Origin of the sequence: Rhodococcus sp. NPDC127593 (assembly GCF_042671975.1) — a bacterium.
Taxonomy (GTDB): domain Bacteria; phylum Actinomycetota; class Actinomycetes; order Mycobacteriales; family Mycobacteriaceae; genus Rhodococcus_F.
In genome coordinates this window covers 14,604-36,531 of record NZ_JBHXWI010000008.1, presented here as the reverse complement: position 1 = coordinate 36,531, position 21,928 = coordinate 14,604, and the positions used below count along the sequence as shown (strand labels likewise).

At 67.4% G+C, this 21,928-nt stretch carries 26 protein-coding genes; 14 read left to right on the top strand and 12 right to left on the bottom strand.

What is annotated here, in order from left to right; genetic code table 11:
* Window positions 1-162: 162 nt before the first annotated feature.
* A complete protein-coding gene (locus tag ACFVJ3_RS09200) occupies window positions 163-1,554 on the top strand; it encodes an FAD-dependent oxidoreductase (protein WP_378451778.1) in 1,392 nt (463 codons plus the stop codon).
* A gap of 54 nt (window positions 1,555-1,608) precedes the next feature.
* On the opposite strand, the gene ACFVJ3_RS09195 is transcribed toward ACFVJ3_RS09200, so the two are convergent.
* Window positions 1,609-2,178, bottom strand: coding sequence for a TetR/AcrR family transcriptional regulator (locus ACFVJ3_RS09195; RefSeq protein WP_378451777.1), 570 nt, complete (start codon window positions 2,176-2,178; stop codon window positions 1,609-1,611).
* A 106-nt stretch (window positions 2,179-2,284) separates the two neighbouring features.
* On the opposite strand from ACFVJ3_RS09195, the gene ACFVJ3_RS09190 reads away from it, so the two are divergent.
* Window positions 2,285-3,040, top strand: a complete 756-nt coding sequence (locus tag ACFVJ3_RS09190; RefSeq protein ID WP_378451776.1) for an amidohydrolase family protein — start codon at window positions 2,285-2,287, stop codon at window positions 3,038-3,040.
* Between the two features lie 12 nt (window positions 3,041-3,052).
* Here ACFVJ3_RS09190 and ACFVJ3_RS09185 read toward each other — a convergent pair whose 3' ends face one another.
* From ACFVJ3_RS09185 to cobF, 5 genes are all read right to left on the bottom strand, one after another.
* Window positions 3,053-3,814, bottom strand: a complete 762-nt coding sequence (locus ACFVJ3_RS09185; RefSeq protein WP_378451775.1) for a hypothetical protein — start codon at window positions 3,812-3,814, stop codon at window positions 3,053-3,055.
* 98 nt (window positions 3,815-3,912) lie between these two features.
* Window positions 3,913-4,395 carry a DUF456 domain-containing protein gene (locus ACFVJ3_RS09180; protein WP_378451774.1) on the bottom strand — a complete coding sequence of 161 codons (483 nt, stop codon included), beginning with the start codon at window positions 4,393-4,395 and terminating at the stop codon, window positions 3,913-3,915.
* The gene (purT, locus tag ACFVJ3_RS09175) at window positions 4,392-5,603 is read right to left on the bottom strand and encodes a formate-dependent phosphoribosylglycinamide formyltransferase (RefSeq protein WP_378451773.1); all 1,212 of its coding nucleotides are present in this window, start codon (window positions 5,601-5,603) and stop codon (window positions 4,392-4,394) included. Before purT ends, ACFVJ3_RS09180 begins: the two co-directional genes overlap by 4 nt.
* 38 nt (window positions 5,604-5,641) lie before the next feature.
* Window positions 5,642-6,508: an Fpg/Nei family DNA glycosylase gene (locus ACFVJ3_RS09170; RefSeq protein WP_378451772.1), complete on the bottom strand. Its 867-nt coding sequence runs from the start codon at window positions 6,506-6,508 to the stop codon at window positions 5,642-5,644.
* 55 nt (window positions 6,509-6,563) lie between these two features.
* Window positions 6,564-7,304, bottom strand: coding sequence for a precorrin-6A synthase (deacetylating) (gene cobF / locus ACFVJ3_RS09165; RefSeq protein WP_378451771.1), 741 nt, complete (start codon window positions 7,302-7,304; stop codon window positions 6,564-6,566).
* Between the two features lie 87 nt (window positions 7,305-7,391).
* On the opposite strand from cobF, the gene ACFVJ3_RS09160 reads away from it, so the two are divergent.
* The 6 genes from ACFVJ3_RS09160 (at window position 7,392) to ACFVJ3_RS09135 (ending at window position 10,677) form a co-directional block, all read left to right on the top strand.
* A complete protein-coding gene (locus ACFVJ3_RS09160) occupies window positions 7,392-8,192 on the top strand; it encodes a thymidylate synthase (RefSeq protein WP_378451770.1) in 801 nt (266 codons plus the stop codon).
* Complete coding sequence (locus tag ACFVJ3_RS09155; protein WP_378451769.1) at window positions 8,192-8,698, top strand: dihydrofolate reductase; 507 nt, start codon at window positions 8,192-8,194, stop codon at window positions 8,696-8,698. The genes ACFVJ3_RS09160 and ACFVJ3_RS09155 overlap by 1 nt, the downstream gene beginning before the upstream one ends.
* Before the next feature lie 72 nt (window positions 8,699-8,770).
* On the top strand, window positions 8,771-9,169 hold the full coding sequence (locus ACFVJ3_RS09150) for a hypothetical protein (RefSeq protein WP_378451768.1): 399 nt from the start codon (window positions 8,771-8,773) through the stop codon (window positions 9,167-9,169).
* A 75-nt stretch (window positions 9,170-9,244) separates the two neighbouring features.
* The gene (locus tag ACFVJ3_RS09145) at window positions 9,245-9,571 is read left to right on the top strand and encodes a cupin domain-containing protein (RefSeq protein WP_378451767.1); all 327 of its coding nucleotides are present in this window, start codon (window positions 9,245-9,247) and stop codon (window positions 9,569-9,571) included.
* A gap of 82 nt (window positions 9,572-9,653) precedes the next feature.
* Window positions 9,654-9,893, top strand: a complete 240-nt coding sequence (locus tag ACFVJ3_RS09140; RefSeq protein ID WP_378451766.1) for a hypothetical protein — start codon at window positions 9,654-9,656, stop codon at window positions 9,891-9,893.
* Between the two features lie 58 nt (window positions 9,894-9,951).
* Complete coding sequence (locus ACFVJ3_RS09135) at window positions 9,952-10,677, top strand: SRPBCC domain-containing protein (RefSeq protein WP_378451765.1); 726 nt, start codon at window positions 9,952-9,954, stop codon at window positions 10,675-10,677.
* A 12-nt stretch (window positions 10,678-10,689) separates the two neighbouring features.
* On the opposite strand, the gene ACFVJ3_RS09130 is transcribed toward ACFVJ3_RS09135, so the two are convergent.
* Window positions 10,690-11,313, bottom strand: coding sequence for a Tat pathway signal protein (locus tag ACFVJ3_RS09130; protein ID WP_378451764.1), 624 nt, complete (start codon window positions 11,311-11,313; stop codon window positions 10,690-10,692).
* A gap of 118 nt (window positions 11,314-11,431) precedes the next feature.
* Between ACFVJ3_RS09130 and ACFVJ3_RS09125 the strand changes: the two genes are divergently transcribed.
* Window positions 11,432-13,084 carry a GAF domain-containing sensor histidine kinase gene (locus ACFVJ3_RS09125; RefSeq protein ID WP_378451763.1) on the top strand — a complete coding sequence of 551 codons (1,653 nt, stop codon included), beginning with the start codon at window positions 11,432-11,434 and terminating at the stop codon, window positions 13,082-13,084.
* A gap of 8 nt (window positions 13,085-13,092) precedes the next feature.
* On the opposite strand, the gene ACFVJ3_RS09120 is transcribed toward ACFVJ3_RS09125, so the two are convergent.
* Window positions 13,093-13,728 carry a response regulator gene (locus ACFVJ3_RS09120; protein WP_378451762.1) on the bottom strand — a complete coding sequence of 212 codons (636 nt, stop codon included), beginning with the start codon at window positions 13,726-13,728 and terminating at the stop codon, window positions 13,093-13,095.
* Between the two features lie 172 nt (window positions 13,729-13,900).
* Between ACFVJ3_RS09120 and ACFVJ3_RS09115 the strand changes: the two genes are divergently transcribed.
* Together ACFVJ3_RS09115 and ACFVJ3_RS09110 are read left to right on the top strand one after the other, a co-directional pair.
* On the top strand, window positions 13,901-14,764 hold the full coding sequence (locus ACFVJ3_RS09115; RefSeq protein ID WP_378451761.1) for a nitroreductase family protein: 864 nt from the start codon (window positions 13,901-13,903) through the stop codon (window positions 14,762-14,764).
* 20 nt (window positions 14,765-14,784) lie between these two features.
* Window positions 14,785-15,153, top strand: coding sequence for an acyl-ACP desaturase (locus ACFVJ3_RS09110; RefSeq protein ID WP_378451760.1), 369 nt, complete (start codon window positions 14,785-14,787; stop codon window positions 15,151-15,153).
* Window positions 15,154-15,177: 24 nt separating this feature from the next.
* Here ACFVJ3_RS09110 and ACFVJ3_RS09105 read toward each other — a convergent pair whose 3' ends face one another.
* The 3 genes from ACFVJ3_RS09105 to ACFVJ3_RS09095 form a co-directional block, all read right to left on the bottom strand.
* Window positions 15,178-16,068 (bottom strand): universal stress protein, encoded by an 891-nt coding sequence (locus ACFVJ3_RS09105; protein WP_378451759.1) that lies wholly within the window; start codon window positions 16,066-16,068, stop codon window positions 15,178-15,180.
* A 48-nt stretch (window positions 16,069-16,116) separates the two neighbouring features.
* Window positions 16,117-17,157, bottom strand: coding sequence for an LLM class F420-dependent oxidoreductase (locus ACFVJ3_RS09100; RefSeq protein WP_268789637.1), 1,041 nt, complete (start codon window positions 17,155-17,157; stop codon window positions 16,117-16,119).
* 72 nt (window positions 17,158-17,229) lie between these two features.
* On the bottom strand, window positions 17,230-18,114 hold the full coding sequence (locus ACFVJ3_RS09095; RefSeq protein ID WP_378451758.1) for a universal stress protein: 885 nt from the start codon (window positions 18,112-18,114) through the stop codon (window positions 17,230-17,232).
* 249 nt (window positions 18,115-18,363) lie between these two features.
* Between ACFVJ3_RS09095 and ACFVJ3_RS09090 the strand changes: the two genes are divergently transcribed.
* Window positions 18,364-18,837, top strand: coding sequence for an RrF2 family transcriptional regulator (locus tag ACFVJ3_RS09090; protein ID WP_378451757.1), 474 nt, complete (start codon window positions 18,364-18,366; stop codon window positions 18,835-18,837).
* Between the two features lies 1 nt (window position 18,838).
* Entirely contained in the window at window positions 18,839-20,020 is a 1,182-nt protein-coding gene (locus tag ACFVJ3_RS09085; RefSeq protein ID WP_378451756.1) for a globin domain-containing protein, read from the top strand.
* Window positions 20,021-20,038: 18 nt separating this feature from the next.
* Here the strand turns inward: ACFVJ3_RS09085 and ACFVJ3_RS09080 are convergent, their stop codons facing one another.
* Entirely contained in the window at window positions 20,039-21,547 is a 1,509-nt protein-coding gene (locus ACFVJ3_RS09080) for a glutamate--cysteine ligase (RefSeq protein WP_378451755.1), read from the bottom strand.
* A 118-nt stretch (window positions 21,548-21,665) separates the two neighbouring features.
* Between ACFVJ3_RS09080 and ACFVJ3_RS09075 the strand changes: the two genes are divergently transcribed.
* On the top strand, window positions 21,666-21,926 hold the full coding sequence (locus tag ACFVJ3_RS09075) for a hypothetical protein (RefSeq protein ID WP_005251602.1): 261 nt from the start codon (window positions 21,666-21,668) through the stop codon (window positions 21,924-21,926).
* Window positions 21,927-21,928: the final 2 nt, after the last annotated feature.

The following is a 21,928-nucleotide window of genomic DNA, read 5'->3' as shown; positions in this document are numbered from 1 at the left end:
ATCGTGTTTGTGACCCCCCAACACGAAGGCGACTACCCTCTACAGGCGTGAGTCCCGAGAATGGGCTTTGCCCTGTCTGCTGCACCTCGGCCACCCGTTTAGGCTGGGCTTAATTTAAGCTGAGGTTTCGTTGTCCGCCCATCAGAAGGTAGTTCGCTCCAGATGACTGATCAGACACGTCCGTTGCGCGTTGCGATCGTGGGTGCCGGCCCCGCCGGTATCTACGCAGCCGACGCTCTCATGAAATCCGATGCCGCGTCTGACGGCGGGATCAGCATCGACCTCTTCGAGCGGATGCCTGCCCCCTTCGGTCTGATCCGGTACGGCGTCGCACCCGACCACCCGCGCATCAAGGGCATCATCACCGCCCTGCACAAGGTGCTCGACAAGCCGTCGGTGCGCCTGCTGGGCAACATCGACTACGGCAGCGACATCACCCTCGAAGACCTGCACAACTTCTACGACGCGGTGATCTTCTCCACCGGCGCCAACGCCGACCGCGCCCTCAAGATCCCCGGCATCGAACTCGACGGCAGCTACGGCGCCGCCGACTTCGTCTCCTGGTACGACGGCCACCCCGACGTTCCGCGCACCTGGCCGCTCGAGGCCGAGAAGGTCGCCGTCCTCGGTGTCGGCAACGTCGCCCTCGACATCGCCCGGGTCCTCGCCAAGACCGGTGACGAGCTGCTGCCGACCGAGATCCCCGCCAACGTCTACGAGGGACTCAAGGGCAACAAGGCCGTCGAGGTCCACGTGTTCGGTCGCCGCGGACCGGCGCAGGCCAAGTTCACCCCCCTCGAGCTGCGTGAACTCGACCACTCGCCGACGATCGAGGTCATCGTCGATCCCGAGGACATCGACTACGACGAGGGCTCCGAGCAGGCGCGCCGCAACTCCAAGCAGGTCGACATGGTCGCCAACACCCTGCAGGACTGGGCCATCCGCGACGTGGGCAACCGCCCGCACAAGCTGTTCCTGCACTTCTTCGAATCGCCCACCGAGGTGCTCGGCGAGGACGGCAAGGTCGTCGGTCTGCGCACCGAGCGCACCCAGCTCGACGGCACCGGCAACGTCAAGGGCACCGGCAAGTTCAACGACTGGGACGTGCAGGCCGTGTACCGGGCCGTGGGCTACCTGTCGCAGAACATCGCGAAGCTCCCGTTCGACGAGCAGGCAGGCACCGTCCCGAACGAGGCCGGACGCGTCATCGCCGACGACTCCGCCGAGGGCAACGACCGGTTCATGCCCGCCACCTACGTCACCGGCTGGATCAAGCGCGGCCCCGTCGGTCTGATCGGCCACACCAAGGGTGACGCGAACGAGACCGTCGCGAACCTGCTCGAGGACCGGACCGGCTTCGCCGAGCCCGCCAACCCGGGCGAGGACGCGATCATCGACTTCCTCGAGGGCAAGCAGGTCCCGTACACCACCTGGCAGGGCTGGTACCGCCTCGACGCGCACGAGCGCAGCCTGGGCGAGCCCGAGGGCCGCGAGCGGATCAAGGTCGTCGAGCGCGAAGACATGCTCAAGGCCAGCGAGCCCGACAAGGCCTGATCTTCCGAAACCGGTGCGAAGGGAACCTCCTGCGGGAGGTTCCCTTCCGTCGTCTCAGACCAGGTGTGACGACAGCGCCCGCAACGCCGTGAGCAGTTCCTCGGCCGACATCGCGTGGTCGGGATCCACCAGGTACTGCTCCGCGACGCCGAGCAGCAGCGCCTGGTAGAGAGCGCCCAGCGTGTGTGCCCGGCCCGGTTCGATGCCCGCGTCACCGAAGAGTTCGACCAGCCCCTCGCGGGCATCGGCGGTCGACGCCACCAGGTTCTTTCTCAATTCCGGCAGGGAGTCCAGGTGCCCGAGCAGTTCGAACTGCAGCATCCACAACCGACGATGGGCGGTGAACGACTCGATGACACCGGTCCAGATGGCCTCGAACCGTTCCGTCGGATTCATACCGGGTTCGATCTTCTTCGCGGCGGCCGTCGCGAGGTCGTCGCCCCAGCGCTCCATTTCCCGGTACAGGGCGGCGTGGAGCAGCGCCTCCTTGGTGCCGAAGTGATAGCCGATCGCCGCGAGGCTCACCCCGGAGGCCGAGGCGATGTCCCGGGCCGTCGTCCGCGAGTATCCCTTTTCGTACAGGCTGCGCGTGGCGCCGTCGATCAGGTCTTCGCGATTTCCCATGACCTCACCCTAAGGAGTCTGAGACGTATGTGTAGGACGCTTGTACCAGCACTCGCGGACGGCTCCGCCACGCAGCGTGTCCCCCGCACAAGGCAGGATATAAGTCGTGTTTGACGCCCATGTTCACATCATCGACCCCCGGTTCCCGGTGGTCGAGAACCACGGCTACCTCCCGGAGCCGTTCACCATCGCCGATTACCGGGCACGCACGGAGGGCTTCGGTGTGGACGGTGGCGCCGTCGTCACGGCCTCGTATCAGGGCACCGATCAGAACTACCTCAAGGCGGCGCTCGAGGAGCTCGGCCCCAGCTGGGTGGGCGTCACCCAGATGGAGCCCGACGCCACCGACGAGAGCATCCTCGAACTCGACCGTGCCGGTGTCCGGGCCGTCCGATTCAACCTCCGGCGCAGCGCGACCGACGTGAAGCTCCTCACCAAGCAGGCGCTCCGGGCGTACGAGCTGGCCGGCTGGCACGCCGAGTTCTATGTGGACGCCACGCTGCTGCTGTCACTCGAGCCGGTGTTCGCCAAGCTGCCCGCCGTGTGCATCGACCACCTGGGGATGTCGACACGGGGCCTGCCGTACCTGCTGGATCTGGTCGATCGAGGAGTTCGGGTGAAGGCCACCGGGTTCGGGCGGACGACCATCGAGAACGTCGGCGACGTGCTGCGCAAGATCCACGCCGTCAACCCGGAGGCGCTGATGTTCGGCACCGACCTTCCGGGCAGCCGTTCCCGAAGAGTGTTCCAGGACAGCGACATCGACATCGTCGCGGAGGCGGTGGGTGACGACTTCGACGCCGTCATGGGCGGCAACGCCCGCGCCTGGTATCGCTGCGACACTCCCGCAGGACCCTGCTAGCACGCAGGACCGTCAGCAGCCTTCCATCTGTACGCCGTTCATCGACACCATCTCGGCCACCGGCGGCGTCTGCGGCTGCGCCACCAGCCACATGTTGTAGTTGTTCATCTGATCGCAGTCCAGCTGTTCGCGTCGTTCAGCCCGCCGCTCGCGCTGCCGATCGTCCATCTGGTCTTCATTCCGGTCGACGGCGATGTTACCGGTGGTCGACCCGTTGGCCTGCCGTTCGAGCCCCCGGACACCGTCGCTGGTCATGATCCAGCCAAGGGTGTAGTCGGCACCGTCACGGTTGGTGGTTGCCCGGAACATGCCCTCGTCGGCGGCGGCCGGGTGGGCCACGAACGCCTTGTCGGGCATGCCCGGCGCGCTGACCTGCCCCGTCACGGTGCCGTCACTCATCGACGCGGTGAGTGTCGCTCCGTCCGGCGAAGACAACGTCGCCTTGTCGCCGTCCATCGTCCCGGTCATCCACGTCCACATCTGGTCTCCGTCGCACAGGAAGGCGATCATGTCGTTCCCGGACCTGGCCAGCGCGATGTACGCGTCGGAACCGTCGACCGAACCGACGTAGGTCGGCTCCATCTGTGGGGTCATCACGAAGGGTGACGGAATCTTCTCCATCATGTTCGACGCGGGCGCCGCTTCGCCGCTGCTCGTGGCGGCGGCGCTGGTCGTGCTCGGCGCGGCCGAGTCGGACGAGTCGTCGCCGCAGCCGCTCAGCGAGAGGGCCACGGCAGCGAGGGGCGCCAGGATCCAGGTCGTCTTCTTGTTCACGGCGAATTCCTCCGCTAGCCGGGAAGATCAACATCCGCATTTCATCATCGCAGGTGGAGGACGCTTCTGGATACCCCTCGGCGACGATTTCGAACGCCCTACGTCGCGACCACCGCAGCCAGCCACACACCCGAGGCGATCAGGGCGCCGAGCAGTTCGATCAGCATCGACAGTCCGACGGCCTTGCAGGCGTGCCACGTCGACGCCCACGCCCGGTTGTGCGCACGCAACCGGTAGAGCTCGGCCACATACGTTCCCGCGATGAAACCGAGGAACAACCCCACCACGGGAACGACGAAGAATCCCACGATCCCGGCCAGTCCGCCGACGATCAGCGACATGTTGGGAACCCCGGCCGTGCGCATCCGCCTGCCGGGCCAGGTGTATTTGACGACGCCGCTGATCACGAGGAACAGCGTTGCGACCGCGAACACCGTCCACGCCGTCGCTCCGCCGGTCATGATGGCCCACACCAGGATTGCCGCGAAGATGAGGATCGTGCCGGGCAGGATCGGGATGACGATTCCGACGAGCCCGATGACGACGGCCAGGCCGACGAGGAGTTCCGCGACCGGACTCACGCGACGGGCTCGACGCGGGACGCCGCCTCACGCGCGCGGCTCCGCGCGGTCTCGACGTCCGGTCCCGTGGACACGGCGACACCCATCCGCCTGCGCACGAAGCTCTCGGGCTTGCCGAACAGCCGCAGGTCCGTCTCGGGGACCGCCATCGCGTCGGCGACGCCCTCGAAGCCGATACCGGTGGCGTCGACACCGCCGTAGATCACCGCGGACGCACCGGGGGTCGTGAGGGTGGTGTCGACGGGCAGGCCGAGGATGGCGCGGGCATGCAGTTCGAATTCCGAGAGTCGTTGTGTCCGAAGGGTGACCAGCCCCGTGTCGTGCGGGCGCGGGCTGACCTCCGAGAAGTAGACGTCGTCGCCCCACACGAACAGTTCCACACCGAAGATCCCGCGGCCGCCGAGCGCCGTGGTCACCCTCTCGGCCACCTCCCGCGACCGGGCGAGTGCCGTGTCGCTCATCGGTTGCGGCTGCCACGACTCCACGTAATCGCCCGAGTCCTGCAGGTGCCCGATGGGCTCGCAGAAGAAGGTGCCCACCTCGCCGTCGGCACCGATCGCCCGGACAGTGAGCTGGGTGATCTCGTAGTCGAAGTCGACGAACCCTTCCACGATGACACGGCCGTGATTGATGCGGCCGCCCGCGAGCGCGTAGTCCCAGGCCGTCTCGACGTCGCCGGCGTCGCGCACCGTGGACTGTCCCTTGCCGGACGACGACATCACCGGCTTGATCACGCAGGGAAAGCCGATGCGTTCGGTGGCCGCCCGGACCTCCTCGAGCGATTCGGCGAACTCGTACGGCGACGTCGGCAGCCCCAGTTCCTCCGCCGCGAGGCGCCGGATCCCCTCGCGGTTCATGGTCAGCTGCGTCGCCCGCGCGGTGGGGATGACCACCGCGGTGCCGCGCTCCTCGACCGTGGCCAGCGCATCGGTGGCGATCGCCTCGATCTCGGGGACCACGAAGTGGGGTCGTTCCTCCTCGACGAGACGCAGCAGCGCCTCCGGGTCGCTCATGTCGATCGTGTGCGCGCGGTGCGCCACCTGGTGGCCCGGCGCGTTGTCGTAGCGGTCGACGGCGATCACCTCGACCCCCAGCCGTTGGAGGGCGATGATCACTTCCTTGCCCAGCTCACCCGACCCGAGCAGCATCACGCGTGTCGCGCCTGCCGTCAGAGGTGTACCGAACCGTACGGGTGCCTGTTCACGCATGGTCACAACTATATGCGGGCACGGTTTCGCGCCGGCGGCTACTTCAGCAGCCGCGACATCCGACGGTCGGCGAGCACCTTGCCTCCGGTCTGACACGTCGCGCAGTACTGAAAAGACTTCTCCGCGAACGACACTTCCCGGACGGTGTCGCCGCAGACGGGACAGGGGAGGCCGGTCCGGGCGTGCACTCGCATCCCGGATCGCTTCTCCCCCTTCAGCCGCGCCGCATCCTGGCCGAGAGACCTCTGGACGGCGTCGCTGAGCACGGACCGCATCGCGTCGTACAGCACGTGCACCTGGTCTTCCGGCAGGGTGCGCGACGTGGCGAACGGGGAAACCTTTGCGGTGTGCAGGATTTCGTCGGAATAGGCGTTGCCGACGCCGGCGAGCAGCGACTGGTCGACGAGCGCATTCTTGATGCGCGCCGACGTGGTGGACAGCAGCGCGGCGAACTCGGGTTCCGTGACGGCGAGGGCGTCGGGCCCGAGCCGGGCAACCCCCTCCACCTCCTGAGGGTCGTGCACCACCCACACCGCGAGCCGCTTCTTGGTGCCCGCTTCGGTCAGGTCGAACGCCGGTGTCGCGCCCTCGGGGGTGAAGAAGTGCACCCGCAACGCCAGCGGGCCCTTCCCCGGTTTCGGCGGCGCCGCCGACGGGTTGTCGGTCCAGCGCAACCAGCCCCCACGCGAGAGGTGGGTGACGAGCCACAACCCGGAGCAGTCGAGTGCGAGGTGCTTGCCGAACCGGGCCGCACCCGTCACGTCGCGACCCTGCAGGTCGGTGATCGGGGGGTCGAACGTCTTCAGCACGCTCAGGGCCGCCACGTCCACTCGGCCGACGACCGCTCCCACGGCGTGTTTCCGCAGGAACTCGGCTAACGCCTCCACCTCGGGCAGCTCGGGCATGGTCCCAGGCTAACGGTACGTGAGCGCCGAAGTGTGCTCCTCCACGCTTTCTCACTCACCTGCGGAGGAGATAGGTGTCCATGATCCAACCCTTGCGTTCGCGCAATTCGGCGCGCACCCGCTGGATCTCGTCCTCGACGTCGCGCAGTCGACCGGAGATCAGCACTTCGTCGGGTGTGCCGAGGTAGGCGCCCCACCAGATCTGGACGTCGTCGCCGACGACCTGGGTGAACGTGCAATGGGCGTCGAGCATGACCACCGCGTTGTCGACGCCGTCCGGCAGACCCTCGGCCAGTCGCCTGCCGGTGGTGATGTGCACGGGTTCGCCGATCCGGTTGAGCACGATCCGGTGCTGCGCGGCCAGCGACTGCACGCTGGTGACGCCCGGGATCACCGAGTAGTCGAACGACACGTTGCCCCGGGCAAGCACCCGCTCGACGATCCGCAGCGTGCTGTCGTAGAGGGACGGGTCACCCCACACGAGGATCGCCCCGACCCCCGGCTCGGACGCGAACTCGGCCTCGAACAGTGCCGCCCGGCGCTCGTGCCAGTCGTCCACCACGCCCTCGTAGTCGGACGGGGTGCGGTCGCGGGGCGGATCGACGATGTCCACGACGCGGTACGGGCCGGCGACGTGCTCCTCGAGGATCGTGGTGCGGAGATCGACGAGGTCCTGCTTCTCGTCGCCCTTGCCGATGACGAAGAACACATCTGCCTTGTTCATCGCCTTGATCGCCTGGACCGTCACCTGGTCGGGGTCGCCGGCGCCGATGCCGATCACGAAGAGTTCACGCATGGCGGCAGGCTATCGCTCGTGCGCCTTTCTGGTTGCTCCAGCTACCAGAAAGGCGCACGGGCGGCGGAGCCGCCTAAACTGGACGCCGTGACTGTGCCGACCCCGTACGAAGACCTGCTCCGACTCGTCATGGACACGGGCACCCCGAAGGCAGACCGCACCGGGACGGGCACGAAGAGCGTCTTCGGTCACCAGATGCGCTGGAACCTCGCGGACGGGTTTCCGCTGATCACCACGAAGAGGGTGCACCTCAAGTCGATCGTCTACGAACTGCTGTGGTTCCTGCGCGGCGATTCCAACGTGAAGTGGCTCCAGGACAACGGCGTCACCATCTGGGACGAGTGGGCGGACGCGGACGGCGAACTGGGCCCGGTGTACGGCGTGCAGTGGCGCAGCTGGCCGACCCCGTCGGGCGAGCACATCGACCAGATCACCCAGACCATCGAGACGCTGAAGTCGAATCCGGACTCGCGTCGCATCATCGTGTCGGCGTGGAACGTCGGTGACATCCCGCAGATGGCGCTGGCACCGTGCCACGCGTTCTTCCAGTTCTACGTCGCGGACGGCAAGCTGTCGTGCCAGCTGTACCAGCGCAGCGCCGACCTGTTCCTGGGCGTGCCGTTCAACATCGCGAGCTACGCGCTCCTCACGCATATGGTGGCGCAGCAGGCCGGGCTCGAACCGGGCGACTTCATCTGGACGGGCGGCGACTGCCACATCTATGACAATCACGTCGACCAGGTCACCGAGCAGTTGAGCCGGGAGCCGTTGCCGTACCCCACGCTGAAACTGAACAAGCGGGAGTCGATCTTCGACTACACCTTCGAGGACGTGGAGATCGTCGACTACCGGCACCATCCCGCCATCAAGGCGCCGGTGGCCGTCTAGTGGTGGCGCGGCAGGTCAAACTGGTCTGGGCCCAGGGCGTGGGCGGCGTCATCGGCCTCGACAACACGATCCCGTGGCACGTCCCCGAGGACATGGCGTACTTCAAGAAGGTGACGCAGGGCCACCCGGTGATCATGGGCCGCAGGACGTGGGACTCGCTGCCCCCGAGGTTCCGGCCCCTGCCCGGGCGGCGCAACATCGTGATCAGCCGTCAGCCCGACTGGACTGCGGAGGGCGCCGACTCCGCCGACGGGCTCGACTCCGCGCTCGCGCTCACCGACGAGGACGTCTGTGTCATCGGCGGCGCCCAGATCTACACGGCGGCAATGCCGTTCGCCACACACCTGCTGGTCTCCGAGATCGACGTCACGATCGACGGCGACGCCTGGGCACCCCCGATCGACGACTCCTGGCACGCGCAGGACACCAGTGAGTGGCTCACGTCGGCGAAGAACGGCACCCGGTATCGGTGGATCACCTACACGCGGGCATTACCTGCGAGGTAATTGAGAGCATTCGGCTTCGGCGCGAGTCTGAGTGACGTACCCGTTCACTCGTCTCACGTGAGGACCGCCGACATGATCGCCGCACTCGAAACCCGCACCGCTCTCTCCCCACTGCGCCTCGCGCTCCGCATCGACGCCGTCGTCACCGGCGCCAACGGCGTCGCCTACCTCGCCGCCGCCACCGTGCTCGACGACGTCCTCGGCCCGACAGCCGGATTCCTTCGTGCCATCGGAGTCTTCCTGCTCGTCTTCACCGCCGGGGTGTGGGCGGTGAGCGTGCCGGACCGTCCCGCACCGGCCGCGGTGGACGGCGTCGTCCTCGCGAACGTCGTCTGGGTGGGCGCGAGCGTGGCCCTGGTTCTGACGGAGTGGCAGCACCTCACCACCGTCGGGGTCGTCTGGGTGCTGCTGCAGGCCGTGGTGGTCGGCGCGTTCGCCGCAGCCCAGGGTTGGGCCCTCACCCGGCGCTGATCGCGACCCCCTTTGCCGCCGCACCGTTACCCCATTCGACGGGTGACGGTGCGCGCAGTGGTTCATACTCACCTCATGGACAAGAAGTCACTGACCGCCCTTGCCCGTCAGCAACTGAAGTTGGCAGGCGGGACGTCCAGCGGCCGCAGTTCGCAGACCGTGTACGGCGGGCATCGGCGCAGCCTCCGACAGACCGTCATCGCCTTGGCCGCGGGTCAGAAGATGGCCGAACACGAGAGCCCCGGCGAGGCCACCCTGTTCATTCTCAGCGGCAAACTGAACCTCGTGTCCGGCGAGGACTCCTGGAAGGGTTCCACCGGCGATCTGCTGGTCCTCCCGACCCATCGGCACAGCGTCGAGGCGATCGAGGACGTCGCGTTCCTGCTCACCGTCGCTATGTGACGGTGGTGCTCGATCGTGTCGAAGCTTCCGTTCGGAGCCTGAACCCGGGCTATTTCGCGATCGTCATCCGCGGTTCATCTGGGTGGTCGCCGCCCAGTCGGTGGCCGTCGCCGCAGCGACCCTCGAACCCGTCTACGACAGCGCTCGCCGGTTGCTGGCCGTCGTCGAGATGGAGGATGCGCCGATGATGAATGCCACGCGCGGACTCATCGGCGGACTCGCGGTGGTCTTCTGGGCGTTCGCGACGTGGGTATCGTCGGTGGTGCCGAACTGTGGTGTGCATTCACCGTGTGGTGCGTGGCGTTCGTCGCCATGGTGGTGAATCTCTGGCGGTCGGTGGTGCATGTCGGACCGGCAACAGTGGAGACGCAGGAGAACGCATGACCGAATCCCAGCCCGTGATCGAGGTGTCCGTCGCTGCCGCGCCCTCGGTGGTGTGGTCGGCCCTGCGCGACCCGGAGCTGATCCGGCGCTGGCACGGCTGGGACTACGCCGGCCTGGCCGACGAGATCAGGGAAATCTACTTCGACGACGTGACCGAGGACGCCGCCGCCTTCACCCTCGCCCTGAACGGCGCCGATCGTTTCAGCCTTCACGAGCACGAGGGCACTACGCTGGTGCGGATCACCCGTCCGCCCCGCAGCGGCGACCCCGCAGCGGACGACTGGTACGACGACGTCACCGAGGGCTGGACCACGTTCCTGCAGTTCCTCAAGTTCGGCATCGAGCGGCACGCACTCGACGAGCGTCGCACTCTGTTCCTCGAAGGTCCGGTCGCGGACGGTGATTCGGCGCGGCACCTGCTCGGCCTCGACAAGCTCGAGGGCATGACGGTCGGCGATCATTTCACCGTCGTCGCCGAGACGGGCGATCTGTTGCACGGGGTGGTGTGTTTCGTCGGCGAGCACCAGACCGCGGTGAGCGTCGACGACCTCGGCCCGGGACTGTTGCAGTTCGGCGAGCAGCCCGTCAACGCGGCACGCCCGAACGGCGGTGCGCAGATCCTGCTGGCGGCCTACGACCTCGACGATGAGGAGTGGGCCGAACTCGAAGAGCGCTGGACACAGTGGTGGCAGGCCCGCCCGGGAGCCGAACCTGCCACCTGAGTTCTCGAACGGTCAGGCGAGCACGGTGCCCAGCGTGGGCCACCAGATCGTGCTCTTGACGACGTCCGGTCCCACCTGGTGGTTCAGCGAGCCGTACACGGCCGCCACGACCAGACCGCTGCCGAGCCCGGCGACCGGCGGCGTGGAGACGACCGTGGGAACCGCGACGTTGTTCTGATCGAGCTTCACGATGCCGCTGGCACCGGTGGCGAAGCTGTAGTAGACGACGTCCAGTTCGGCGCCGGTCTGGTCGGTCGCGATGACGCCCGGTCCGCCGAAGAATCCGAAGCGGAACTGATTGCTCATGTTGGTCGCCACGCCCGCTCCGTACAGTTGTCCGAGGACCGGACCGCCCTGCCCGGTGTCGGAGTACGCGGGGACCTGGAAGATCTGGCCCGGGAGGGCGATGTTCGTTGCCGCGGTGTCGGTCGGCGACGCGGCGAGTCGCTCGATGGCGGCCTCGGCCTCGGGGTTTCCGGCGGCGACGGTGCGCAGCTTCGCGATCGCGGTCGCGGGATCGACGACGGGAGCGGAATCTGCTGGCTGCGCCGACACGACACCGGTGAACATCATCGTCGCTGCCACTGCAGCGGTCAGACCTGCCGCGACCCGTCGTCCGAAGTGCCGTCGATTCATTCTTCTTCTCCCTCGTCACATCAAATGGGTAAGCATTAGTTTGAATGAGTAAACACTCGAGCCCTTATCGACGCCGCGGTTCACGGCGTTACGCCGCCCCCGGACCTATGCTGCAGACATGGGATCGAACGGTGGGCACGAGGCGAGGATCAGCGAGTTTCGGGAGGGGCTCGCCGACGTGGTCCCCACCCGCCGAAGTCTGCAACGCCTGTTCGAGGCGGTCCTCGTGGTCGGGTCGGGGCTGGAGCTGGATTCCACCCTGCAGCGCATCGTCGCTTCGGCCACGTCCCTCCTCGGCGCCCGATACGGCGCACTCGGTGTCCACGCACCCGACGGGGGCCTGTCGGAGTTCGTCTACGAGGGCATCACGCCCGAAGAGCGTGCGCACATGGGCCATCTGCCCGAAGGCCTAGGGCTGCTGGGACTGCTGATCCACGACCCCCGCCCGGTCCGCCTCGCCAACCTGGCCGATCACCCGGGGTCGATCGGCTTCCCGCCCAATCATCCGCCGATGAAGAGCTTTCTGGGCATGCCGATCATGATGCGGGGCAAAGTTTTCGGAAGCATCTATCTCACCGAGAAACTCAGCGGACCCGAGTTCACCGACGAGGACGAGGTGATCCTGCGCGCGCTCGCGACGTCTGCAGGCGTGGCGGTGGAGAATTCCCGGTTGTTCGAGGAATCGCGGACGCGGGAGCGGTGGTTGACGGCCGTCGCGACGATCACGTCCCGGCTGATGGTCGGCGGATCACTCGACGAAACGCTCCACACGCTCGCCGCCGAGGTACGCGAACTGTCCAGCGGCGACGAGGTCTTCATCGTCGTCACGCTCGGCGAGGGCGCCGTGGTCGGGGCGGACAGCACGCTGCGGCCGCTGCGCAACACTTTCCGAGTCGCCACCCAGGCCGAGCCGTTCGCCGAAGTGCTGCGCTCCCGCACTCCCGCACTGCTGACGGGTCTCGACGGTCTCGCACCGTTCTCCGCCGAAGCAGGCCGGGCCGCGGTGCTGCCGTTGTCGACGGCGTCGGGGGTCGGCGGGGTCCTGGTGGTCACGGCGCGTGGCAACACTGCGTGGGATCCGGACGAGGTCGCCCGACTCGAATCGGTGGCCGACTTGGCTGCCGTCGCGGTGGAATTCTCCGATCAGCAGAGCAAGCAGCGTCTTCTGTCGGTGCTCGCCGACCGCGACCGGATCGCGCGCGACCTGCACGACAACGTCATTCAGCGATTGTTCGCCACCGGCATGAGCCTGCAGAGCACCCACGCGGTCGGGGACATTCCGGACGGCGTGCGCTCCATCGTGGCCACCGCGGTCGAACAACTCGATCGTACGGTGCGCGAGATCCGCACCACCATCTTCGATCTGCAGGCCACCGGCATCGCGTCCGCGACCAGTCTGCGCCGTCGCCTCCTCGACGTGATCGGCGACCTCACCTCCCAGTCACCGATCGCGCCGAACGTCCAGTTCTCCGGCGCCATCGACACTCTCGTGCCCACCCGCATCCACCAGCACGCGGAGGCGGTGCTGCGGGAAGCCCTGAGCAATGCGCTGCGGCACGCGCGGGCTACCACCATCGACATCTCGGTGGCCGCCGGGGACGACCTCACCGTGACGGTCGCGGACGACGGCATCGGGATCGCCGACGGCGCCCGGCGCAGCGGTCTGGACAACCTCGATCGGCGCGCCGAGCACTGTGGCGGCACCTGCAGCGTCGACGCCGCCGGCGGCGGCGGTGGAACCGTCGTCACCTGGCGGGTTCCGTTGACGTGAAGAAAAATTCAGCGCTGGTTGCGTAGTTCAGTGGCCAGCACGGCCGCTTGCGTGCGTCGCTGCATCCCGAGTTTGGACAACAGCCGCGACACGTAGTTCTTGATCGTCTTCTCGGCGAGGAAGAGCCGCTCGGCGATCTCCCGGTTGGTGAGCCCCTCGCCGATCAACTCGAACACGGCGCGTTCCTGCTCGGACAGTTCCGCCAGCGGGTCTTCCCGGCGCGCGGACCTGATCCGGTTCATCAGCGCCGACGTCGCCCTGCTGTCGAGCAGCGAACCGCCCTCCCCCACCGTCCTCACGGCCGCGACCAGGTCGGTGCCGAGGATTTGTTTGAGGACGAATCCGGACGCGCCGGCCATGATGGCGTCGAACAGCGCCTCGTCGTCGGAGTACGACGTGAGCATCAGGCACCGCAGTTCGGGCAGGGCCGCGCGCAGGTCCCGGCACAGTTCGACGCCGTTGCCGTCGGGCAACCGGACGTCGAGCACGGCGACGTCCGCGCCGCTGCCCGGTATCCGCGCCAGCGCCTCGCCGACAGACGAGGCCTCCCCAACCACCTCGAGGTCGGGAACGCTGCCGAGTAGATCGACCAGGCCTCGTCGCACGATCTCGTGGTCGTCGACCAGGAACACCCGCGTGGTCATGTCTGCACCTCCACCGTCTACTCCTCGCACCGTACCGCGCCGGCGAACTCTGCCCACCCCTCCGGGACCTCTCCCTCACGCATTCGGGACCTTCGACCCAAGCGCACCCGCCGCGGTGCGCGGAAAGCTGTGGTTGCGGGTGAACACCCGGACACCACAAGTGGAGGTCGCGATGAACAGCTGGTCGCTCAGTGACATCGAGGTGGTCTCCCGCGCCATCGTCTCGGCTCCGTCGGTCCACGACACGCAGCCGTGGGATCTGCAGCTCGACGGCATGTGCGCGGAGATCAGCGAGCGTCGCGGTTTCACGGACACGCCGCGCGCCGACCGCGTGATCTCGTGCGGTGCAGGTGTCGCGAACGTGGAGCTCGCGTTGCGGGCGCTCGGCAAGAAGATCGAGACCGACCTGTTGCCCGATCCGCGTCGACCCGACCTCGTCGCGACCGTTCGGGCCGTGGGCACCGCGCCCCCGTCGAGCACCGATCTGAGACTCTTCTCCGCCATGGCCCGCCGCCGGAGTCATCGAGAAGCGTTCGCCGACATACTGGTTCCCGCGGCAATGATCGCCGACATCGCCTCCGCGGCGGAGACGGAGGGCGTCCGTGCTCGGCTGCTCACCGCGGACGAGGCGCCTGCGCTCGCCGACGTGCTCCTCTATTCCGCCGACCGGGTCCGGCAGGATCCCGGCCACCAGTGCGACCTCTTCCCGTGGACGTCGCACTGGCTCCCGCAGGGCGGTCACGAGTCGCTCGACGCGATCCGTACCGTCGTCACCCGTGGCGTCCCCGATTCGGCACGACTCGCCGCGGCCATCGAGAGCGAGACCGTCCTCGTGTTCGTATCGGACACGGAGGAGTCGATCGACCTGGTCCGCACCGGAATCGCGGTCGAACGTGCGTGGCTGACCGCCGTCGACGCCCGGCTGGGCGCCTCCATCCTCTCCCACCCGCTTCGCGTCGACGATTCGGCGCGTCGGCTCGCATATCGACTCGACGTGCCGGGCCATCCACAGCTGATCCTGCGAATCGGTTACTGATAGAACAGAAACGGAGTGCTGTGAGCCGCGTACTCACGGACCGCGAACTGCTGCACTATCTGGTCGTGACGCGAGGGGTCGACCCGGTAGCGCTCGAGCACGCTCGGATGGACCGGCGCCGCATGCACAACTTCGGCCGCAACGCGGTCCTGATCGCGAAGGGCGGCATCTACGACCTGCGGCAGCACCTCGACGACGTCGTCCTGCCCGTACTCCGGAAGTGGAACATGTTCGAAGGTAACGATTTCGGACCGGACGGTGAACGCTGCCGCGAGGAACTGGCGGTGTTCCTGCAGAGCCTCGAAGTCAAGGCCGTCCGGTTCGAAGAGTCCCGGGATCGGGCGCTCGCCCGCGAAGCCCGCCGCGGCGAAACTGTCGCGGCCCGCTGACGCCGGCCGATCCCGTCGGGGCGTCTAGCTTTCCGGCCTGACGATCATCACCGGGCAGTCCGCGGTGTGGAGCAACGCATTGCTGGTGGAGCCCAGCAGCATTCCCTTGAAGCCACCCCGGCCGCGGCTGCCCACGACGATCAGCTGCGCCTTCTCGGCGAACTCGCTGAGCACCCGCACCGGACGGTCCCGCGCGACGACGCGTTCGACCGTCACGTCGGGATACCGCTCCTGGTATCCTGCCAGGCGCTCCGACAGCACCACTTCTTCACCCGTCTGGATGCTGCTCCACAGCGGGTCCTCCGGACTTGCGCCGAGCGACGGCTGCACACTGACATCGCTCCACACATTGACCGTGACCAGGCTCGCACCGCGGGCGGCGGCCTGCTCGAACGCCACTTCCACCGCCGCCTTGCTGCTTTCCGAACCGTCGACGCCGACCACGATCGGCCCCTCCGTCGGCGGCTGCCCGTCCATGGTCCGCCCCCGGACGACCACCAGCGGGCAATGGCCGTGCGCGGCGACCGCGGAGGTGGTGGAACCGACCAGCAGACCGGTGAACTCACCGTGCCCGCGCGAACCGAGCACCACCGTGTGCGCGTTCGCGGAGAGCTCGATGAGTGTCTGGCTCACCTTGCCCTCGTGCTGTTCGGTGGTGATGTCGAGCGACTCGTCCACCGTCTGCTTGGCGTGCACCCGCGCACTGCCCAGGCGGGCCTTCGCCGTGTCCTCGAGTTCTTCCTTGAAGCTCTCGGCCAGATAGGGCTCGGTGTAATAGAAGGCAGGAATGTGCACCACTGTCACGATGTGCAGCGGGAGCGACAGTGCGGCGGCGGCGCGAGCGGCCCACGCCACCGCGGCCGAGGCCGACTCGGATCCGTCCACACCCACGACGATCGGCTTGATTCCGGTCATGGTCACCTTCCTGATTCTTCCGGCTGGGCACTGCTTGGGTTTGCGGGGCTACCCGCAGATCTTGCGGAGCTTCTCGACCAACGCGACGCGTCCCGCACGATCCGCGGCGAGCGGAGTGACGGTGAGTGTGGTGACCCCGGACTCGGCGAAGGCGGCCACCCGCTCCGCGACGTAGCTCTCCGGACCGATCAGCGACACGGCCCGCACCAGCTCGTCCGGCACCGCGGCGGCGGCCTCGTCCTTCTTGCCCGACAGGTAGAGATCCTGGATGGTCTCGGCTTCCTTCTCGTAGCCGTACCGGACCGCGAGGTCGTTGTAGAAATTCTTGCCCTTCGCGCCCATGCCGCCGATGTACAGCGCCAGTCCGGGGCGGACCCAGTCGAGCATGTGCTCGACGTCGTCGCCGATGGCGAGGGCTGGCGACGCGAAGACCTGCAGTTCGCCGAGGCTCGGATCGCGCTTCGCCTTACCCTTGGCCAGGGGCTCGCCCCACACGCTCGCGGCCTTCTCCGGGTGGTAGAAGATGGGTTCCCAGCCTTCGGCGATCTCGGCGGTCAGCTCCACGTTCTTCGGCCCCAGCGAGGCGATGACGATCGGGATGCGATCACGCACAGGGTGGTTGATGATCTTCAGCGGCTTGCCCAGCCCGGTGCCCTTCTCGGCGGGCAGCGGAATCTGGTAGTACTTGCCCTGGAACTCGACCTTCTCGCGGCGCCACACCTTGCGGCAGATCTCGACGACCTCGCGGGTGCGCCCGAGCGGGGCGTCGTACTTGACGCCGTGAAAGCCCTCGATCACCTGCGGGCCGGAGGCGCCGAGACCCATCACGAAGCGTCCGTCGGACACGAAGTCGAGGCCGGCGGCCGTCATGGCGGTCAGGCTGGGCGTGCGGGTGTAGATCTGGAAGATGCCCGACGCGAGTTCGAGTGTCGTGGTCTTGGCGGCGAGGTAGCCGATCTGGCTCACCGCGTCGAACGAGTAGGCCTCGGGCACGAACGCGATGTCGAGCCCGGCTTTCTCCAGGTCGGCGACCTCGTCGACCGTCTCGGCGAAACCGCCGCTGTAGTTCAAGCCCATACCTATGCGCACGTCGTTCCCCAATCCTGGCGTTATCTGCAACCTGTTCCTGCTTCAACCCAGACACTACTGCGAGCAATCGCGTCACGGGCGTGCAGGCCTCACGACGACAACCGGGCAATGTGCACCACCGACCAGGCTGTTACTGGTAGATCCGAGCAGCATCCCCTTGAATCCTCCGCGCCCCCGGCTGCCGACCACCAGCAGTTGCGCCTTCTTCGACCACTCGAGCAATCGCGCCCGCGGATTGTCGATGTACACCTCCCGGGTGACCTGCACGTCGGGGTACTTCTCCTGCCAGCCGGCGAGGCTCTCGGCGAGAACGGCGTGTTCGTCCTCCTCGAGTCCCTGCGGCACCAGGGCCGCGGCCCGCGGGTCCTCGAACGCTTTCGGTCCGAGGTCGCTCCAGACGTGGACGGCCACCAACGGCGCGTTTCGCAGCGACGCCTCCTGGAAGGCCACCGAGATCGCCCGCTCACTGGTGGGGCTGCCGTCGACGCCGACCACGACGGGCCCGCCGGCGTGGGCGTCACCGCGAACCACGACGACCGGGCAGTGCGCGTGGCTGGTGACGTTGATCGCCGTGTTCCCGAGCAGTGCGGTGGCGGCCGCCCCGGATCCGGACGCGCCGACCACTACGATCCGGGCGTTCTCGGACAGGTCGACGAGCCACTGAGCGCTGCTGCCGATCGACAGTTCGGTGTAGACGTCGATGATGGGATTGACCGCGAACGCCTGCTCCTGCGCCTCGTGGAGAATCGCCTTGCCGCTCGCTTCGACCCACTCGTACACGCCGCCCGAATCCATGTAGGGGCCGCCGAACCCGTACGGAGCGAAGTCGAGTGCGTGGATGATCTTCAGGTTCAGTCCACGTTCGGTGGCCAGTTCTGCAGCCACCCGAACAGCGGACTTCGAGGTGTCCGATCCGTCGACACCGACGACGACGCTGTTGCGGTCCCGTGTGCTCATGGCTTCACACTATCCCCGGCCTCCGCTTCGCGTCTGCCGCCCTTCGTCTTTCGACGAGGGACTTAAGTCCTCATGAACTCGGGCTCTCCGCCCGTAGCCGCGACGGCCGGTTTCGGCGATGATGAGAAGATGGGGTCGCGTGCCCAAATCGAATACAACTGGGACACTGCACTTTCCGCTCCAACTTCACCCGAGCGACGTCCGTCACAAATTTGGAATCCGAGATGAGAATTAAAGTACGTTCGGGTCATGCAACTCACACAGTTCACCGACCTCGGACTGCGGGTGGTCATGCGACTGGCCGTCGCCGGGGACGGCGAACGACCGGGGAGCCGGGCGATCGCCGAGGAACTGTCGGTGTCGTACACCCACGCCGCCAAGGTGATTACCCGGCTGGGTGAGCTCGGCATCGTCGACGCTCGCCGGGGACGCGCGGGCGGTCTGGCCATCACCGAACTCGGGCGCACCGCGTCCGTCGGCTGGCTCGCCCGCCGACTCGAAGGCAATTCGGAGGTCGTCGACTGCGACGGCGCCCAACCGTGCCCGCTGCGAACGGGTTGCCTGCTGCGGTCGGCGCTGCGACGCGCGCAGAATGCGTTCTTCGAGTCGCTGGACGCCCTCACCATCGAAGACCTCATTCGGTCCCCCACCGGAACCGTGCTGCTCGCCCTCCCGAGGGTCGCCACCACAACTTCCCAGATTTCTCGAACGATCGGAGAATGACATGCTCTCGCCCACCTCGACGGACGTCATCCGCGCCACCCTGCCCGTGGTCGGCGCCGCGATCTCGGACATCACGACGCTGTTCTACCGCAGGATGTTCGACGCGCACCCCGAACTCGAACGAGACCTGTTCAACCGCGGAAATCAGAAGCAGGGCGAACAGCAGAAAGCGCTGGCCGGGGCCATCGCCGCGTTCGCCGCCCTCCAACTCGAGCCCGATCAGGCGCGCGTCGACCTCATCCTGTCGAGGATCGCGAACAAGCACGCCTCACTGGGGATCGAGCCCTCGCAGTACGCGATCGTGCACACGCACCTGTTCGCGGCCATCGTCGAGGTCCTCGGTGACGCCGTCACTCCCGACGTCGCTGCGGCCTGGGACGAGGTGTACTGGCTGATGGCGGAGACCCTGATCGCAATGGAGGCCGGCCTGTACGCCTCGGCGGGAGTGGCGGTCGGCGACGTGTGGCGGGACGTGCGGGTCCGCGAGCGCCGCCACGAGTCCGCCGACACGGTGTCGTTCGTGCTCACTTCACTCGACGGCTCGCCGCTTCCGGCGTTCGCTCCGGGGCAGTACCTGTCCGTGGCGGTTCACCTGCCGGACGGCGCGCGCCAGATCCGCCAGTACAGCCTGTCGTCGGCCCCGTCGCTCGGCGACTGGAGGATCTCGGTGAAACGAGCGGGCGAGGTGTCGAACTTTTTGTACCACAACACCTTCGAAGACGACGTCCTGACGGTGTCGACGCCGTTCGGCGATCTCGTCCTGCAGGACGACGACGCACCGCTGCTTCTCGTGTCCGCGGGCATCGGGTGCACGCCGATGATCGGGATGCTCAGCCATCTCGCCGACACCGAGGACAGCCGACCGGTCTCGGTGCTCCACGCCGACCGGTCCGCCAGCAGTCACGCGCACCGCGCGGAGCTGACCGAACTCGTGGAGCGCCTGCCGTTCGCCGTGATGCACCGTTGGTACGAAGACCTGGGCGCCCGGCGGCCCGAGAGCAGCCTGCAGGAGGGACGCGCCGACCTCGGCGAGGTCACGATCGCGCCCGGCACCCGCGCCTACCTGTGCGGTCCGTTGCCGTTCATGCTCGGAATGCGGGAGGCGCTCCTCGCGAAGGACGTGCCCGCCGAGAACATCCACTACGAGGTGTTCGGCCCCGACAGCTGGTCGGCCACGGTGTGAGAGCCGCCGCGGCGCCGTTCACACCGGCCAGGTGTGGACGGGGCTGCCCTCACGCATGTTCTCCACGTACTGACGCAACATGGCGGCGAGGGCTTCCGGGCGGCTCAGACCGGCGTTCTCGTGCCGGACCACCTGCGCGCGCTGCCACGACGCCCCCGTCTGCCGGGTGACGCACCGGCCCTCGATGACGCTGAGGTAGCGGTCGCGGGCCTTCGCGGACAGCCCGAACGCGGCGAGCCCCTCGTCGGCGATCGGCAGCAGCCGCCGCAGGACGAGCTCGTCGGCGCCCGCGAACCCGACACCGGGCCAGTACAACTCGGCGTCCATGCCGTACTTCGCGCCCGCGTGCAGGTTCTCCTCGGCCGCGTTGAACGACATCTGCGACCAGACCGGCCGATCGGATTCGACGAGCCCGCGCAGCCCGCCGTAATAGAACGCGGCGTTCGCCATCGTGTCGAGCACGGTCGGGCCCGCGGGCAGCACCCGGTTCTCGATCCGCAGGTGCGGCTTGCCGTCGTCGCTGTCGTACACCGGGCGGTTCCACCGGTAGATGGTGCCGTTGTGCATCTGCAGTTCGCTGAGGTCCGGCACCCGGCCCGCGTCGAGTTCGGCCGACGGGTCGACGTCGGACACCTCCGGCAGCAGCGCCGGGAAGTATCGGGAATTCTCCTCGAACAGGTCGAAGACCGACGTGATCCACCGCTCGCCGAACCACACGCGGGGCCGCACACCCTGGTTCTTCAGTTCCAGCGGACGCGTGTCGGTGGCCTGCTCGAAGATCGGGATGCGGGATTCGTGCCACAACGCCTTGCCGGCCATGAACGGCGCGTTCGCGGCGAGCGCCACCTGGGCACCGGCGAGGCACTGCGCGGCGTTCCAGTGTGCGGCGAATTCGTCCGGCGCGACGCGCAGGTGCAGCTGCAGCGACGTGCACGCAGCTTCCGGGAGCACCGAATTGGCGTCCACCTTCAGCTGTTCGGCGAGCCGACCCTCGAGCGGCACACCCTCGAGGTCGAGTTCGATGTCCTCCCCGCGCGCGGCGAAGATCTGATCGTTGAGCTGCTCGTAGCGGGGATTCGCGGTGATCCACTCCCGGCCGAGGTGCTCGAGTTGCAGCGTCGGCAGCATGCCCACCATCACCAGCTGGGCGTCGTGCCCGTGGATCCGCGCGTCGGCGACGTGCAGCGACGCCCGCAGGGTGCGTTCGAGCTCGAACGTCCCCTCACCGGTCAGGGGACCCGGCCGGACATTCATCTCGACGTTGAACTGACCGAGTTCGGTCTGGAACACGGCGTCGTCGTCGATCGACTCGAGGACGGCGAGATTGGACATCGCGGGCGTCATGTCGGCGTGGACGAGATTGAACTCGATCTCCATGCCCAGCATGGGACTCGGCGGGTCGACGTCGTCGGCGAACGCTCCCTCCCGCAGCATCCTCTCGAGCGCGTCGACGCACATGAGCACCTTCTGCCGGAACAGGCGCCGGTCTGCTCGGGTGAATGTCCGAGACGTCACTTCGCGACCCATACCACTCCCCAACTGCGCGTCGAACTGCGCTCACGGGGGAGCATATCCGTTCATCCCACGCGAATGCGGGATGGCGGGCTAACCTCGAACCAGACGCTGGTGAGCGGAAGGATCTGAGATGACGCCTGATACCGACTCCAAGAAGAAGCCAGAGTTCTCAGTGGGCACGCGCGTGAAAACGCGGCATTCGGCCGATCACGAACTGGCCGAGAAGAAGTGGCCCCTGGAGGCCGGCGTCATCGTCGACGATTTCGCCGGCGTCCAGGACATCAGCAACGATTCGTACGGCCGGGACTGGGCCGTCTCACGACGCTGGGCGATCGCCCTCGACAGCGGACCACTCGTGTTCCGCAACGACGACGATCTCGAGCCGGAATAGGC

Bases quoted from the DNA above. Each gene is read 5' to 3' on its own strand.
- ACFVJ3_RS09085 (WP_378451756.1), top strand. From the start codon at position 18,839: ATGCTCTCGCCCACCTCGACGGACGTCATCCGCGCCACCCTGCCCGTG.
- ACFVJ3_RS09090 (WP_378451757.1), top strand. From the start codon at position 18,364: ATGCAACTCACACAGTTCACCGACCTCGGACTGCGGGTGGTCATGCGA.
- ACFVJ3_RS09150 (WP_378451768.1), top strand. From the start codon at position 8,771: ATGATCGCCGCACTCGAAACCCGCACCGCTCTCTCCCCACTGCGCCTC.
- ACFVJ3_RS09115 (WP_378451761.1), top strand. From the start codon at position 13,901: ATGAACAGCTGGTCGCTCAGTGACATCGAGGTGGTCTCCCGCGCCATC.
- ACFVJ3_RS09075 (WP_005251602.1), top strand. From the start codon at position 21,666: ATGACGCCTGATACCGACTCCAAGAAGAAGCCAGAGTTCTCAGTGGGC.
- ACFVJ3_RS09105 (WP_378451759.1), bottom strand. From the start codon at position 16,068: ATGACCGGAATCAAGCCGATCGTCGTGGGTGTGGACGGATCCGAGTCG.
- ACFVJ3_RS09200 (WP_378451778.1), top strand. From the start codon at position 163: ATGACTGATCAGACACGTCCGTTGCGCGTTGCGATCGTGGGTGCCGGC.
- ACFVJ3_RS09170 (WP_378451772.1), bottom strand. From the start codon at position 6,508: ATGCCCGAGCTGCCCGAGGTGGAGGCGTTAGCCGAGTTCCTGCGGAAA.
- ACFVJ3_RS09135 (WP_378451765.1), top strand. From the start codon at position 9,952: ATGACCGAATCCCAGCCCGTGATCGAGGTGTCCGTCGCTGCCGCGCCC.
- ACFVJ3_RS09145 (WP_378451767.1), top strand. From the start codon at position 9,245: ATGGACAAGAAGTCACTGACCGCCCTTGCCCGTCAGCAACTGAAGTTG.
- ACFVJ3_RS09095 (WP_378451758.1), bottom strand. From the start codon at position 18,114: ATGAGCACACGGGACCGCAACAGCGTCGTCGTCGGTGTCGACGGATCG.
- ACFVJ3_RS09125 (WP_378451763.1), top strand. From the start codon at position 11,432: ATGGGATCGAACGGTGGGCACGAGGCGAGGATCAGCGAGTTTCGGGAG.
- ACFVJ3_RS09195 (WP_378451777.1), bottom strand. From the start codon at position 2,178: ATGGGAAATCGCGAAGACCTGATCGACGGCGCCACGCGCAGCCTGTAC.
- cobF (WP_378451771.1), bottom strand. From the start codon at position 7,304: ATGCGTGAACTCTTCGTGATCGGCATCGGCGCCGGCGACCCCGACCAG.
- ACFVJ3_RS09120 (WP_378451762.1), bottom strand. From the start codon at position 13,728: ATGACCACGCGGGTGTTCCTGGTCGACGACCACGAGATCGTGCGACGA.
- ACFVJ3_RS09130 (WP_378451764.1), bottom strand. From the start codon at position 11,313: ATGAATCGACGGCACTTCGGACGACGGGTCGCGGCAGGTCTGACCGCT.
- ACFVJ3_RS09080 (WP_378451755.1), bottom strand. From the start codon at position 21,547: ATGGGTCGCGAAGTGACGTCTCGGACATTCACCCGAGCAGACCGGCGC.
- purT (WP_378451773.1), bottom strand. From the start codon at position 5,603: ATGCGTGAACAGGCACCCGTACGGTTCGGTACACCTCTGACGGCAGGC.